Source organism: Streptomyces sp. NPDC045778 (assembly GCF_056431945.1).
On the sequence record NZ_JBWKJZ010000025.1, the window covers coordinates 20483 to 32898 of the forward strand.

Below are 12416 nucleotides of genomic sequence, written 5' to 3' on the forward strand. Positions count from 1 at the left end.
CGCCGCCCACCGAAGGAAGCTGACACCCATGCACGTCTCGGTCGTCCTGTTCACCTCCGACCTGCGCCTGACCGACCATCCACCGCTGCGGGCGGCCCTGGACGCGGCGGACGCCGTCGTACCGCTCTTCGTACGGGACCGCGCGGTCGAGGCGACCGGGTTCGCCGCGCCCAACCGCACCGCCTTCCTCGACGACTGCCTGGCCGATCTGGACTCCGGGCTCCGCGAGCGGGGCGGCCGGCTCGTGGTGCGCTCCGGTGACCTGGCGGAGGAGGTGTGCCGGGTGGTGACCGAGGCGGACGCCGACGAGGTGCACATGTCGGCCGGGCACACCCGGTTCGCCGCGCGCCGGGAGGAGCGGCTGCGCTCGGCCCTGGAGGCGGCGGGCCGCAGGCTGTTCGTGCACGACGCGGTCACCGTCACCGTGCCGCCGGGCACGGTGACCCCGGCCTCGTCCGATCACTTCGCCGTGTTCACCCCGTACTACCGGCAGTGGACGCGGGTGCCGCTGCGCCCGGCCTTCACCGCGCCGCGCCGGGTGTCCGTGCCCGACGAGGTGAGTGGGGAGAGGGTGGAGAAGGCGGCCCCGCGCGGCGGGAGCGGAGCGGTGTCACCGGCGCTGCCACCGGGCGGGGAGAGCGAGGCCCGCAGCCGGGTGACCGCGTACTGGCGCCGTGGCCTGGACGCCTACGAGGACACCCACGACGACCTGGCCGCCGACGCCACGTCGCGCTTCTCGCCGCATCTGCACTTCGGCACCTTGTCCCCGGTGGAGCTGGTGCGGCGCGCCCGCCGCCACGGCGGTCCGGGCGCCGAGGCCTTCGTGCGGCAGCTGGCCTGGCGTGACTTCCACCGCCAGGTCCTCGCCGCGCGGCCGGACGCCGCCCACGCCGACTACCGCACCAAGCGCGACCGCTGGCGCACGGAGCGCACCGCCGCCGACGACATCGCGGCCTGGCGCGAGGGCCGCACCGGTTACCCGCTCATCGACGCGGCCATGCGGCAGCTGCGCCACGAGGGCTGGATGCACAACCGGGCCCGGCTGCTCACCGCCAGCTTCCTGGCCAAGACGCTCTACGTCGACTGGCGGGTGGGCGCCGAGCACTTCCTGCACTGGCTGGTGGACGGGGACGTGGCCAACAATCAGCTCAACTGGCAGTGGATGGCGGGCACCGGCACCGACACCCGTCCCAACCGGGTGCTCAACCCGGTCACCCAAGCCAAGAAGTACGACCCGAAGGCTGCGTACGTACATCGGTGGGTGCCCGAACTCGCCGGTGTCGAGGCCCCGTTGGTGCACGAGCTGTGGAAGCTGCCCGGCCCGGACCGCGCGGCTCTCGACTACCCCGACCCGGTCGTGGAGCTTTCCTACGGACTCGACCGCTTCCGGCAGGCCCGGGGCAAACAGCCGTAGCGGCGCCGGTGCTTCAGCGCAGTCGGCGCGTGGCGTGGCGGCGTACCTCGAAGTGGATCTCGGTGCGGAGGTGCCGGGGCGCCGTGGCCTTCCGCGCCTCGGCCATCGGGCCGCGTGTGAGCCGCTGGAGCACCGCCGCCGGGGTGGCGCCGGGCGCGAGCGTCACCGTGACGTGTGCGCGCAGGCTCCGCGGGCGGCCGAGGAGGCGTACCCGGGCCCGGTCGACGCCGGGCGTGGACCGGGCCCGCTCCGCGATCGCCGCCGCGAGGGCTGTGCCGGACAGCGTGATGTCGCCGTGCTCGACGCGACCGCCGGTCCCCCGGAGGCCCAGGGGCAGGCGCCGCAGCCGGCCCGCCCGTGTCTCGTACGCCGCCCAGGCCCCGAAGGCGAGGGCCCCGAGCGCGAGCGCGGCGATCACGGCGGCGGCCCACCAGCCGTGCGCCCGCCACCGGTCCAGGGCGGCTTGGTCCAGCCACACGCGGCCCGGGTCCAGGCGCGGCGAGCCCGTGGGCAGCCGCTGCCGCACGGCGTCGGTCGTCGAGGCGAGGGCCGCGCCGCCGAGCACGGCGAGGGTGCCGGTCATCAGGAGGACCGCCCTGTTTGCGGTGCCGCGCAGGCCTCTCATTCGGGCGCCCCTCCCTCCGCGCCGACAGCCGGGGCGCCCGGCCCGGACGGCCCGGACCGCAGCCGGACGCGCGGGCGCGGGGGCCGGGCGAGGCCGCACCCGTCCAGGACGTCCTCCACCGCCTGCGTCACCGCCTGTACGGCGCTCCGCCGGTCCCCGAAGGTCAGTTCCGCGCGCACCCGCGCCCGTCGGCGGCCGACCCGCACCCGGACCCGGCTGACCGCGGGCAGCGCGGCGACGGCCTCCCGCAGCAGCGCGGCGACCGCGCCCCGGGGGAGGTCGGCGTGCGTGTCCGCGTCGGGCGGCGCCATCGGCAAGCGCGCGCGGCGGCCCGGGGTGACGGCCAGGACGACCATCCACAGGCCGAGCACGGTGGTCCCGGCCGCCGCGAGGCCGGTGACCGTGCCGCCGTCGGGCCCGTGCGCGGTCAGCCACTCGACGAGGCGGACCCGCCACGCGGCCGGCGCGCGCCCGGCCGCGTGCACCGCCACCACGTCGTACAGCAGCACCGCGCACCCGGCCGTGCCGGCGAGGGCGCCCAGGGCGACGGGCAGGCGGCGTGGGGACCGGGGCCGCCGGGCCCGGTGCGCGCGGTGCGGGCCTCGCTCGACCGGGGTGGCGGGCGGGGCCGCCGCCTCCTCGGGGCCCGGCTTTCGCCGGTCCAGGGCTCCGACGTGCACGCTGACGGGTGGCACGGTCAGGCCGGTGAGTTCGGCGGTGCGCGCGGTGACGTGCCGCTGCACCGCCAGGCCCGACGCGTCGAGGCCGCCCGGGTACGGCAGCGCCACGGTGACCCCGACGCGGGCGCCCGGGCCGCGCACGGCGGCCGAGCCGCCGTCGGCACGTACTCCTCCGGGGATCGGTGTCTCCGCCGCGGCGCGCTGGGCGACACGGCGGACCGCGCGGTCGGCGACGGTGGTCGTGCCCCGCCGCGCGGCGGGCGTGCGGGGTGCCGGCGGGCGTGCGGGCGTGGTCATCGACGCTCCGGGCCGCGCCGGGTGAGGAACTCGTGCAGGCCGATGCCGTCGTCCACGAGCCGCCCCGCCACGAAGCCCACCGCGCCGAGTGCGGCCACCAGCACGAAGGCCCCGAAGCCGCCGAACCAGCCGGCGAATCCCAGGGCCATGCCCACGATCAAACCCACTAGGGCTCTACTCACGACGCACCTCTGTGTCAGGGGGAACGGACGTCACGACCGGTGGGCGCGCGGCGCGGCACCCGAGGAGCGGGTGGGGCCGCGCCGCGCGGGCGCTCACTCCACGCGCGCCGGGCCGGTGTCGGCGTTGTCGTCCTCCGGCAGGTGCACGTCGTTCACGGCGACGTTGACCTCGACGACCTCCAGGCCGGTGATGCGCTCCACGGCGGCGATGACGTTCTCACGCACTTCGTGGGCGACGTCCGTGATCGGTACGCCGTACTCGACGACGACGTCCAGGTCGATGGCGGTCTGCCGCTCGCCGACCTCCACCTTCACGCCGCGCCCCACGTTCGAGCGGCCGCCGGGGACGCGGTCGCGGACGGCGCCGATGGCGCGGGACAGACCGCCGCCCATGTCGTACACGCCGGGGACCTCCCGCGTGGCCATGCCCGCGATCTTGACCACGACCACGTCGGCGATGGACGTCCTGCCGCGCGTGGCCGCGGGCTCGTCGGCTCCGGTGCGGCCGGTCAGTGTGGTGGCGCCCGGCGCGTTCTGCCGGGGGCCACCGGTGTTCTCCGCGGTCTGGGGCGTGTTCGCCTTCGCCGCCAGCTCTTGTGTCGCCATGGGGCATCTCCTCGTCTCACGGTGCGGCCTCAGGTGCCTTCCTCTGCTCTGACCCGTGTTCCCGTGTGCGTGTTACGCATCCGCGAGCGCTTCTTCGACCGAATGGGAATCGGTCAGGGTCGCGTAACATCCGCGCCCCCGGCCGTGTCGTACGGAGAGGACCACCAGAGAGGAGCCGCGCGTGCCCGGGGACGAGGACGGGACACCGTGGGAGGCCGGCCCTTCCCCCCGGCACGACGACGCGTTGCTGGCGGTGCGGGCGGCTGAGGGGGACGAGGAGGCCTTCGAGGCGCTCGTCCTGCGCCACGGTCCCCGGCTGTTGCAGCTGGCCACCCGGCTGCTGGGCAGCCCGACGGAAGCGGAGGACGCCGTGCAGGAATCGTTCGTGAGCGCCTGGCGGAAGCTGCCCGAATTCCGCCGCGACGCTCGCTTCGGCACCTGGATGCACCGCATCGTCACCAACAGGTGCCTCAATCTGCTCCGGGCCAGGCCGCGCGTCGCGGGCCTCGACGACGTGCCCGAGCCGGCCGCGCCCGAGTACCAGGTCTCTCCCCCGCGGGCCGTGGAGGGCATCGCGGCCGTCGAGGACCTGACGAAGGCCATGGAGGGCTTGTCGGTGGAGCAGCGCGTGTGCTGGGTCCTGCGCGAACTCGACGACATGCCGTACGAGTCCGTGGCCGAGTCGGTCGGCATCACGACGGGAGCGGCGCGTGCCCGGGTCTTCCGGGCGCGGCGCCACTTGATGGAGACGATGGCGGCATGGCGGTGAACGAGCACGGCGGGCCCGGGACGGGCGACGAGACGCCGGATCCGTACGACAGGGCCGGGGCGTGGCCCGCGTACGAGGGGGCGCGGGACGAAGCGGCGCCGGAGGAGGAAGAGCTGCCCTGCGGCCGTCGGCTGGCCGATGTCTGGGCGGCCGGGGAGGCGGGCGAGCCCGACGCACACAGCGCGGAGTGCCCGTACTGTCTCCCGGCGCTCGACGCGTTCTACGAATTGCAGGACGTGGTGTGGCGGGCGCGCGACGCGCAGCGCTCGGCGTGGCCCGCGGACGCCTCGGCGCTCAGCGCCCGGATCATGGACGTGGTCCGCTTGGAGCTGCGGCCCGGCCGCACGCTCCCTCTGGGCGAGGCGGACGAGGACGCGTGGATCGTCGAGGCCGCGGCCGCGCGCACGTTCCGTGCGGCCGCCGAGACGCTGCCGGGTGTGCGGGCGGGGAGCTGCCGCGTGGCCCCCGCTGGGCCGGGCGGTGCCCCGCGCGCGCCGGTGACGGTGCGCGTCGAGGTCCAGGTCGCCCCGTCCTGGGATCTGCCGGACGTCGCCGACCGCGTGCGGCGCCGGATCGCCGACGCGGCCGTGGACGCCCTCGGTCTGCGGGTGGCGGCCGTCGACGTGGTGATCACCGATCTGCTGGACACGGACCGGAGCGGAGGCGGGGCATGGTGACCCGGGCGCAGGACGACCGGCGGCTCGTCGAGGCCGTCGCCGAAGCGGTGGCCGAGGTCCCCGGGGTGGCCTTCCTCCGCCCGGGCCTGGGGCGGCGGCTGCGCGTCGCCACGGCGTCGGCGCACCGCGTCGACAGCGCTCCGTCGGCCTCGTCCTCGGGCATACGGGTCCGTGGCGCGAGCGGTGGGCGGGGCTCCCGCGACGCCGACGGGCTCGCGTTGGAGGTGTTCGTGGTGGTGCACCGGGGCCACCGTGCTGTCGATGTGACCCGCGCGGTCCGCGAGGCGGCGACGCGGGCCGCGCGGACCACGTTGTCAGCCGGGGCCCCGGTGCGGGTGTCGGTGACGGTCAGCGGGATCGTGTGATGACGTACGGCTGGTCAGGGCGCGAGGCGGAGCTGGAAGCGGGTGTAGTCCTGGAAGTCGGCGACCGGCTCGAAGCCCAGGCGTCTGAGCACGGCGACGCTCCGGTCGTTGCCGTGCGTCACTCCGGCGAAGACATCGGTGGCGCCGAGGCTGTGCGCCGCGTGGTCGTAGAGCGCGGCGCACGCCGCCGTGGCGCGGCCCGCGCCGGTGTGGGCCTCGTCGAGCCAGTAGCCCGTGCCGTAGCGCGGCGGGTCCACGGCGATCAGGTCCACGCGGCCGATCAGGCGGCCGTTCAGCCGGATGCCGTAGCGGAGGCTCGGCCCGGGGTCGTCCTCCAGGTGCTGGCGTACCCAGGCCCGGGTGGCCTCCTTCTCCTCTTGATAGTCACCGAGCCGACCGAGGTGTTCTCGATTGCGATCGAGCAGTCGGTAGTACGCGTCGGCGTCCTCGACCGTCAGCTGACGCAGCGTCAGGCCTGGGATGCGGGTCGGAAGGTCCGGGGCCTGCCCTGGGGGCACGGTGGTTTCAGACACGGACGCACAACCTACGAGGGGCCTCCCCCGCCATCAACTCCATTTCCCCCGCGCGCCGCGTCAGTGCTGCGCGCGGGCCAGCCATCCGGCGAGCCCCAGCATCGCGATCCCGGTGACGGCGTCGAGCGTTCGCCGGGTCCCTGGGGTGAGGCCCATGCTCTTGAGGCGGCCGCCCAGGGCCGCGTAGCCGCACGCGCAGAGGAACTCCACGGCGATGTAGGCGGCGCCGAGGACGAGGAGCGGCACCGCGGCGCCCTCGCCGCCGCGGCCCAGGAACTGCGGCAGGAACACGGCGAACAGCAGGAGTGCCTTCGGGTTGGAGGCCGCGACGACGAACTCCTGCCGGGCCAGGCGCAGGGCCGTCCTCTCGCCACCGCTCCCGGCAGGACCTCCCGGGCGCGCGCCGCCTCGGCGGCGCGCCGCCGTGAGGACCGTGCGTCCGCCGAGCCAGACGAGATAGGCCACCCCGCACCACTTGACGGCGTGGAAGACCGCGTCGGACCCGGTCAGCACGGCTCCGAGACCTGCGGCGACCGCCACGACCATCAGCGCGAACGCGCTGAAGCGGCCGGCGAGCGCGCCGACGGCGGGTCGCGGCCCATGACGCAGTCCGTTGCGCAGCGCCAGCAGTTGGTTCGCCCCCGGGGTGGCGGCGAGCAGCAGCGCGGCGGGAAAGAAGGAAGCCCACTGGATACCGGAGACCATGGGACTCCGTGTACCCCACGGACGCTCGGTGCTTCACTCCCGCATCGGCGGCCGCGGCCGGCCGCGGCGCTCAGTCGGCCTTCTGGTGTTCCCTGCCGCGGCGCGGCGCGGACGTGTGCGGGGTGTCGACCTGCGCGAGCAGGCCCAGCAGCGAGGCGACAGTAAGCCCGGCCTCGGCGGGATGGCGCAGGATCGTACCCGGTTCGATCTGGTACGTGTTGCTGCGCCCCTCGCGGGTGTGGGACAGATAGCCACTGTGCTCCAGGTCGGAGATGATCTTCTGGACAGCTCGTTCCGTGAGTCTGCAGTGAGCGGCGATGTCCCGGACCCGCGCGTTCTGATTGTCGGCGATGACAGCGAGTACCCGCGCGTGGTTGGTGATGAACGTCCAGCCCGTGTGCGGTTCCGGTGCTCCTCCCATGGGTGGATCGTACGCCAGGTGGTTCAGGCATGAAAATACGTGAACATGATTTCGTGTATCCGTTGACGTATGTTCTTCCGGCGGGGAATCTGGTGGCGGTAGAAACACAGGCGCTTGAGCCCAGGGGAGAAGACCATGCCGCAGGCGGCGCAGCCAGGGACCGGGCAGGCCGACAGCCGCGCCGGACTGGCTGATCCCCCAAGTACGGCACCGCAGCCCGAGCTGACGGTCCACACGCGCGCCGACGGCGACCGGCTCGTGGTCACCGTCCGCGGTGATCTCGACCTCGACACGGATCAGGAGCTGCGGCGGGAGCTGCGCTCGGCCCTGACCCGCTCCCGCCACGGCATCGACGTGGACCTCAGCGGGGTCGAGTTCTGCGACTGTTCGGGGCTCAACACCCTGCTGACCGTACGGCAGCAGGCCCTGGACGAGGCGAAGACGGTCACGGTCGTCGCGATCAGCGCGGCCGCCGAGCGGGTCTTCGCCCTCGCCGACGCCCTGGCCCTGTTCGCGCCGGAGGCCGAGGGGGCCGTGCGCGTGCCGGCCGCCGCCAACGGCTTCGACGACGCCGAGGTCGACCTGCGCGTCAAGGTCGTGCAGCTGAGGCGCGCAATGCAGACCCGGGGGCCCATCGACACGGCTCGCGGCATCCTGATGGCCGTCTTCGCCCTCGGCGAGGAAGAGGCCTGGGACGTGCTGGTGATGACCTCGCAGAACACCAACGTCAAGCTGTACGTGCTGGCTCAGCAGGTCGTGGGCTCCATCAAGGGCGCCCCGCTGCCGGAGGCGACCCAGGAGCAGTTGTCCGCCGCCGTCGCCCATGTCACGGCCCTGCACGCCCGGGCCGGGCGCGGGGAGTGAGCCCCCGCCTCAGGAGCGGCGAAGGGTCGCGATGCGGGTCGCGCGGCCCTCACCCCTCGCCGACGATGCGGGCCGAGACGCAGTGGTCCTCGTCGCGGTAGCCCAGCCGGTCGTAGAGCCGCTGCGCGGGCACGTTGTCGGCGATCTGCCACAGCGTGCAGAAGCCGTGCTCGCGCACCGCGCACCTGGTCAGCCAGGCGGTGAGCGCGGCGCCGAGGCCCTGCCCTCGCTGCGTCGCGTCGGTGGCGACGGACGCCATCAGGGGCGCGCCGCTGTCGCGCAGGCTGCTCAGGGCGCCGCAGGCCACGAGCCGCCCGCCGGCGTCGCGGATCCCGGCCCAGAGGCTGACGTCGGCGGAGCCGGGGCCCGTGGAGTGGGCCGGGCTGTGCTCACCGAGGAAGGCGACCAGTTCCTCGTGGTGCTCCTCGCCCAGCGCGACCACGCGCTCCTCGTTGCGCATGGCGGGTGGCTCCACGAGGGTCCAGCGGAAGACCCACTCCACGACGTCGGACAGCTCGCGCCGCTCCCCCACCAGCGCGTCACTGCCTCGCGGACCGGTGAACTCCCTCACCGCTCCGGGCAGTTCACGCTCGGCGTTGAGTACGAGTTCCGCGGCGGCCGCCGCGTCGCCGACGCTCCACACGTGACCGCGGCCGGCGTCGAGCCAGGCGACGGCGCCGTCGCCGGACCAGCCGGTCCGGTCGTCCTCGCGCCGACGTGCGGCGCCGAAGCGCAGCAGGGCGGCGCCGGACTGACGTTCCAGGCCCTGGTCGAACAGGTCGGCGGTCCGGGAGACAAGAGTCGTAGCCTGCATCGCTCTCTGCCAAGGAAGGGGGTACGGGTACACGGGCACGGGTGAGTCAGGCGCTCGGCCGACCAGGGCACCCCGAGAGGGCGGCCGTGACCGCGGATCCAAGTCGGGGAGCCCCCGGCGGCGACGGCGCGCGGAGCGCCTCCGGCCGACCGGGACGGCCACTGTGACATACCGGCCCCGGGGTGGGGCAAATCAACTCTGACGTGGCCTTATGTGAGAACCGCTACACCGGGGCGCGGCCCGGGCACACGCCCGGCGTGTGAGGCGGTGACGGTCATCAACGGCACGGGGACGGACGCCGCGTTGCACCGGGACCGGGAGTGCACCGCCTTCCCGTTGGAGGTGACCGACCCCAGGGCATCAGGTTCGGCCGACGTCAGTGGCTGAGGGCTTCGGCGAGCTTCGCCAGGCGCTGCCGCACGTCCTCACGGGCCCCGTCCTTCCCGGTGACCCGGGTGCGCAGGCTGAGCAGTTCGGTGCCCAGCTCCCGGATCCTGCCGGGGTCGGTGACGCGGTGCCAGGCCTGGTGGGCGCGGTCCACGGCCTCCGCCACGGCAGGGTGGCTCTCGGGCTGCTCGGCCATCAGGCGGGTCACGGCACCGCGCAGCCACAGCTCGCACGCCCGGTCGAAGGCGCCCTCGGCGAAGGCCAGGAAGGCGCGCACCTCGATCCAGTGGGCCACCTCGGGTGAGGTCGCGCCGTGGCCGCGCAGGGCGTTCTGCTCGCACGCGGCGGCGATGGCGGCGGCCTCGGCGTGCCGCCCGGCCCTGCTCGCCTCGCTGATGGCGCCGTGCGGATCCGCGAGAGGCGGGGCCGCGGCGGGCGGCGCCGCCGACGCGGGCGCGAGAGGCAACAGCGGTGCGGAGGGCGCGACCGGGGCCGGGGCCGGGGCCGTCATCGGAGCGGGGATGGCGACGGGGTGCTGCTGGAGAGGGCTCGCCGGAGCGACGCCTCCCAGCCAAAGAGTGGTGTCACCGTCGACGTCGGCCGCGGCGGCTCCGGCGGCCTGCTCGTGCAGCACCTGCGCGGCAGGTGTGGCCGAAACCGTACGCAGGATGTGGGCGAAGGCATGTGTGTAGGCAGGGGTCGGCCGACGGCGGCGGTCCTCCAACTGCACGGCCCCGTACAGGGCGTAAGGCCCGTCGAGCGCCTGCTCGCGGCGGACGAGCGCCTGCCAGACCCCGGTGTCGGCGGCCAGGTCGGCGACCACGGTCGTGCTGCCCGGCGGCCGGTCGCGCAGCTCGGCGGTGAGCCAGTGCCAGGGCAGGGCCGTGTAGCGGACCGTGCGCGCGGTGGTGCGGGCGAGGGCCAGGTGCAGCCGGTGCTGACGGGAGTCGACGACCAGGTGCCCGGCGGCGTAGACGAGCAGGTGCCCCTCGGCCGCGGCGGCCGTACGAAGACACGTCAGCACGGTCTGAGGGTCCTCGGGGTTGGCCAGTTGGACCGCGCTCGCCTGCCGGGTGCCGACGAGCCGGGCCGGCGGCAGGGCGGCAAGCGGCGGCAACTGAGCGGTGACGGCGAGCGGGTGGCGCACCGGAGGCTCGGCGGCAATCAGCAAGGCGTATCCGGGCAGGTCGTGGTCGGTCCTCGTGCTGTTCGCCATGTTCAGCACCGTATCTGGCCAGCCGCCGGGCGCCAGAGTCTTTCGTACGACTCCCCCGCCGCGGGCGCGCCACTTGTCTCCTTCCAGGCCGAATGGTCCAGAACGCGGCGGGCGTCGCACCGGAGACACTCGGCCAAATCCCGCACCGGGCACGCATGGCCGAGGCGTGCTCGGGCACACTGATGGCCGGGCCCGCCGTGCTCCCCCGTCGCGGCGGGCCCTTCTCCCGCTCAGTCCGTCCCGTAGGCCGCTCGCGCCGCGACGATGTCGGGCACGTGCGTACGGGCCCAGTCGCAGGCGACGTCCAGCGGATCGATGAGCGAGCGCCCCAGGTCGGTCAGCGCGTACTCCACGCGCGGCGGGTTCTCGTCGTGCACGGTCCGGCTCACGAAACCGTTGCGCTCCATCGAGCGCAGGGTCTCGGTGAGCACCTTGGGGGTGACCCAGTGCAGCGGGACCCGCAGCTCGGTGAAGCGGCGCGGGCCGCCCTCCAGACAGCGCAGCACCATCCCGGTCCACTTGTCGCCGACACGGAAGGGCGCTGCCCGGTCGGAGCAGTCGGGGTCGTCGAACATCTCTGCGTGCAGTGGCTCGTTCACCCGCCCGACGCTAACCCCAGTACCTTTGCAGTAACCGGGCACCCCCGTCCTACGGTCGGCGTCATGAACAACGACATCATCATTTTCGGAGCGGGTGGACGGGTCGGCCGGGCGGCGGTGGCCGAGGCGGTGGCCCGCGGCCACCGGGTGACCGCGGTGGTCCGTGACCCCGCCAAGTACCAGGACCTGGGCGGCGAACAGGTCACCGTCGTCCAGGGAGACGTCACCGACCCGCGCTCGGTGGCGGCGCTCGCCCCGGGGCACCGCGCGGCGGTCAACGCGTCGGCACGCCTCGACATCGGCTCCGAGGAATACTTCACGGCGGCGGCGAGCGCGCTGATCGAGGGGCTCGCGGAGGCGGGGGTGGGACGGCTGCTCGTCCTGGGCATCGCCACGACGCTGGAAACGGCCCCCGGCGTACGGATCATGGACGGCGCGGACTTCCCCGCGGCCTGGCGGGCCTTCGCCCAGGGCCATGTCGCGGAGTTCGAGCTTCTCGCCACGGCAGGGCCGGACCTTGACTGGCTGATGGTGGTGCCGCCGCTGGACCTGAACGCCGACGCCGAACCCACCGGCGCCTATCGGTCGGCCGTCGGAACCGTCCTCGACGGCCCGGGCCGGATCTCCCACGCGGATCTCGCGATCGCCCTGCTCGACGAGATCGAGACGCCTCGCCACAGCCGCGTGCAGTGGGCGGTGACCGCCGACAGCGCCGACAGCGCCGCCGCCGGAGCCGTCGGGGCCTGACGGCGGACAGCGCGGGCGGTCGGTGGGGCCCTGGACCGGCGGGGCCCGCCGACCGCCCGCGACAGGGCCGTGGGTCAGCGGCACAGGGCCGTGTCGACGACCTTCTCCACGCGCCGTGCGTCCGCCTCGGTGTCCGGCAGCCGCGTCACGGCGACGTTGGCGGCGCGGCCGTCCTCGGTGACGCCGCCCCGGGTCTCGTGGCCGTCGATGTCGCCGCCGTGGTTCCAGGCGAGGCCGCCGCACGACAGGGGCTTGCGCGCCGAAGAAGCGGTTGAGGTCGGCGTTGGTGGAGATGATCTGCCCCGCCGCCCAGGCCCAGGAGGGGTCTATCTCCGGGAAGTAGGTGTGGCGCAGCCCGACGCGCTGTGGCCGGTGTAGTTGGGCAGGCCGCTGGTGTGCTGGAGGAGCCGGCGGACGGTGCTGCGGCGTCCGTCGATGCCGTCCCCTACGACCGTCACGGTCCCGGACGCTCGCCAGGGCGCCGGGCGGCCCGCCGGCACGCACCAGGGCGTTCA

Annotated in this window: 16 protein-coding genes and 1 pseudogene; 6 read left to right on the top strand and 11 right to left on the bottom strand. The window is 74.5% G+C overall.

Going from position 1 to position 12416, the window contains the following annotated elements; genetic code table 11:
* Nucleotides 1-28 precede the first annotated feature (28 nt).
* Entirely contained in the window at nt 29-1414 is a 1386-nt protein-coding gene (locus AC07GB_RS27885; protein WP_478850097.1) for a cryptochrome/photolyase family protein, read from the top strand.
* A 13-nt stretch (nt 1415-1427) separates the two neighbouring features.
* Here the strand turns inward: AC07GB_RS27885 and AC07GB_RS27890 are convergent, their stop codons facing one another.
* From AC07GB_RS27890 to AC07GB_RS27905, 4 genes are all read right to left on the bottom strand, one after another.
* Nucleotides 1428-2039 carry a hypothetical protein gene (locus AC07GB_RS27890; protein ID WP_478850099.1) on the bottom strand — a complete coding sequence of 204 codons (612 nt, stop codon included), beginning with the start codon at nt 2037-2039 and terminating at the stop codon, nt 1428-1430.
* Nucleotides 2036-3016 carry a DUF6286 domain-containing protein gene (locus AC07GB_RS27895; protein WP_478850101.1) on the bottom strand — a complete coding sequence of 327 codons (981 nt, stop codon included), beginning with the start codon at nt 3014-3016 and terminating at the stop codon, nt 2036-2038. The genes AC07GB_RS27890 and AC07GB_RS27895 overlap by 4 nt, the downstream gene beginning before the upstream one ends.
* Nucleotides 3013-3198, bottom strand: a complete 186-nt coding sequence (locus AC07GB_RS27900) for a hypothetical protein (RefSeq protein ID WP_478850103.1) — start codon at nt 3196-3198, stop codon at nt 3013-3015. Before AC07GB_RS27900 ends, AC07GB_RS27895 begins: the two co-directional genes overlap by 4 nt.
* A 93-nt stretch (nt 3199-3291) precedes the next feature.
* Entirely contained in the window at nt 3292-3804 is a 513-nt protein-coding gene (locus AC07GB_RS27905) for an Asp23/Gls24 family envelope stress response protein (protein WP_478850105.1), read from the bottom strand.
* A 181-nt stretch (nt 3805-3985) separates the two neighbouring features.
* Here AC07GB_RS27905 and AC07GB_RS27910 point away from each other — a divergent pair, with 181 nt between their 5' ends.
* Genes AC07GB_RS27910 through AC07GB_RS27920 form a run of 3 tightly spaced genes read left to right on the top strand, consistent with a single transcriptional unit; the run spans nt 3986 to nt 5615 of the window.
* Complete coding sequence (locus AC07GB_RS27910; RefSeq protein ID WP_478850107.1) at nt 3986-4573, top strand: RNA polymerase sigma factor; 588 nt, start codon at nt 3986-3988, stop codon at nt 4571-4573.
* Nucleotides 4564-5250 carry an Asp23/Gls24 family envelope stress response protein gene (locus tag AC07GB_RS27915; RefSeq protein WP_478850109.1) on the top strand — a complete coding sequence of 229 codons (687 nt, stop codon included), beginning with the start codon at nt 4564-4566 and terminating at the stop codon, nt 5248-5250. Before AC07GB_RS27910 ends, AC07GB_RS27915 begins: the two co-directional genes overlap by 10 nt.
* Nucleotides 5244-5615, top strand: a complete 372-nt coding sequence (locus AC07GB_RS27920) for an Asp23/Gls24 family envelope stress response protein (protein WP_478850111.1) — start codon at nt 5244-5246, stop codon at nt 5613-5615. The genes AC07GB_RS27915 and AC07GB_RS27920 overlap by 7 nt, the downstream gene beginning before the upstream one ends.
* A 14-nt stretch (nt 5616-5629) precedes the next feature.
* On the opposite strand, the gene AC07GB_RS27925 is transcribed toward AC07GB_RS27920, so the two are convergent.
* The 3 genes from AC07GB_RS27925 to AC07GB_RS27935 form a co-directional block, all read right to left on the bottom strand.
* Complete coding sequence (locus AC07GB_RS27925) at nt 5630-6148, bottom strand: GNAT family N-acetyltransferase (protein ID WP_478850113.1); 519 nt, start codon at nt 6146-6148, stop codon at nt 5630-5632.
* Nucleotides 6149-6208: 60 nt separating this feature from the next.
* Nucleotides 6209-6853: a LysE family translocator gene (locus tag AC07GB_RS27930; RefSeq protein WP_478850115.1), complete on the bottom strand. Its 645-nt coding sequence runs from the start codon at nt 6851-6853 to the stop codon at nt 6209-6211.
* 70 nt (nt 6854-6923) lie between these two features.
* A complete protein-coding gene (locus tag AC07GB_RS27935) occupies nt 6924-7274 on the bottom strand; it encodes an ArsR family transcriptional regulator (protein ID WP_478850117.1) in 351 nt (116 codons plus the stop codon).
* Between the two features lie 135 nt (nt 7275-7409).
* Between AC07GB_RS27935 and AC07GB_RS27940 the strand changes: the two genes are divergently transcribed.
* Entirely contained in the window at nt 7410-8138 is a 729-nt protein-coding gene (locus AC07GB_RS27940) for an ANTAR domain-containing protein (RefSeq protein ID WP_478850119.1), read from the top strand.
* A 49-nt stretch (nt 8139-8187) separates the two neighbouring features.
* Here AC07GB_RS27940 and AC07GB_RS27945 read toward each other — a convergent pair whose 3' ends face one another.
* The 3 genes from AC07GB_RS27945 to AC07GB_RS27955 all read right to left on the bottom strand — a co-directional run bounded on the left by AC07GB_RS27945 (nt 8188) and on the right by AC07GB_RS27955 (nt 11154).
* A complete protein-coding gene (locus AC07GB_RS27945) occupies nt 8188-8952 on the bottom strand; it encodes a GNAT family N-acetyltransferase (RefSeq protein WP_478850121.1) in 765 nt (254 codons plus the stop codon).
* Between the two features lie 376 nt (nt 8953-9328).
* On the bottom strand, nt 9329-10555 hold the full coding sequence (locus AC07GB_RS27950; protein WP_478850123.1) for a hypothetical protein: 1227 nt from the start codon (nt 10553-10555) through the stop codon (nt 9329-9331).
* 230 nt (nt 10556-10785) lie between these two features.
* On the bottom strand, nt 10786-11154 hold the full coding sequence (locus tag AC07GB_RS27955) for a winged helix-turn-helix transcriptional regulator (RefSeq protein WP_478850125.1): 369 nt from the start codon (nt 11152-11154) through the stop codon (nt 10786-10788).
* Between the two features lie 63 nt (nt 11155-11217).
* Between AC07GB_RS27955 and AC07GB_RS27960 the strand changes: the two genes are divergently transcribed.
* On the top strand, nt 11218-11901 hold the full coding sequence (locus AC07GB_RS27960) for an NAD(P)-dependent oxidoreductase (protein WP_478850127.1): 684 nt from the start codon (nt 11218-11220) through the stop codon (nt 11899-11901).
* Nucleotides 11902-11975: 74 nt separating this feature from the next.
* Here AC07GB_RS27960 and AC07GB_RS27965 read toward each other — a convergent pair.
* Nucleotides 11976-12353 (bottom strand): annotated as a pseudogene (locus tag AC07GB_RS27965) (hypothetical protein); the annotation flags it as partial.
* Nucleotides 12354-12416: the final 63 nt, after the last annotated feature.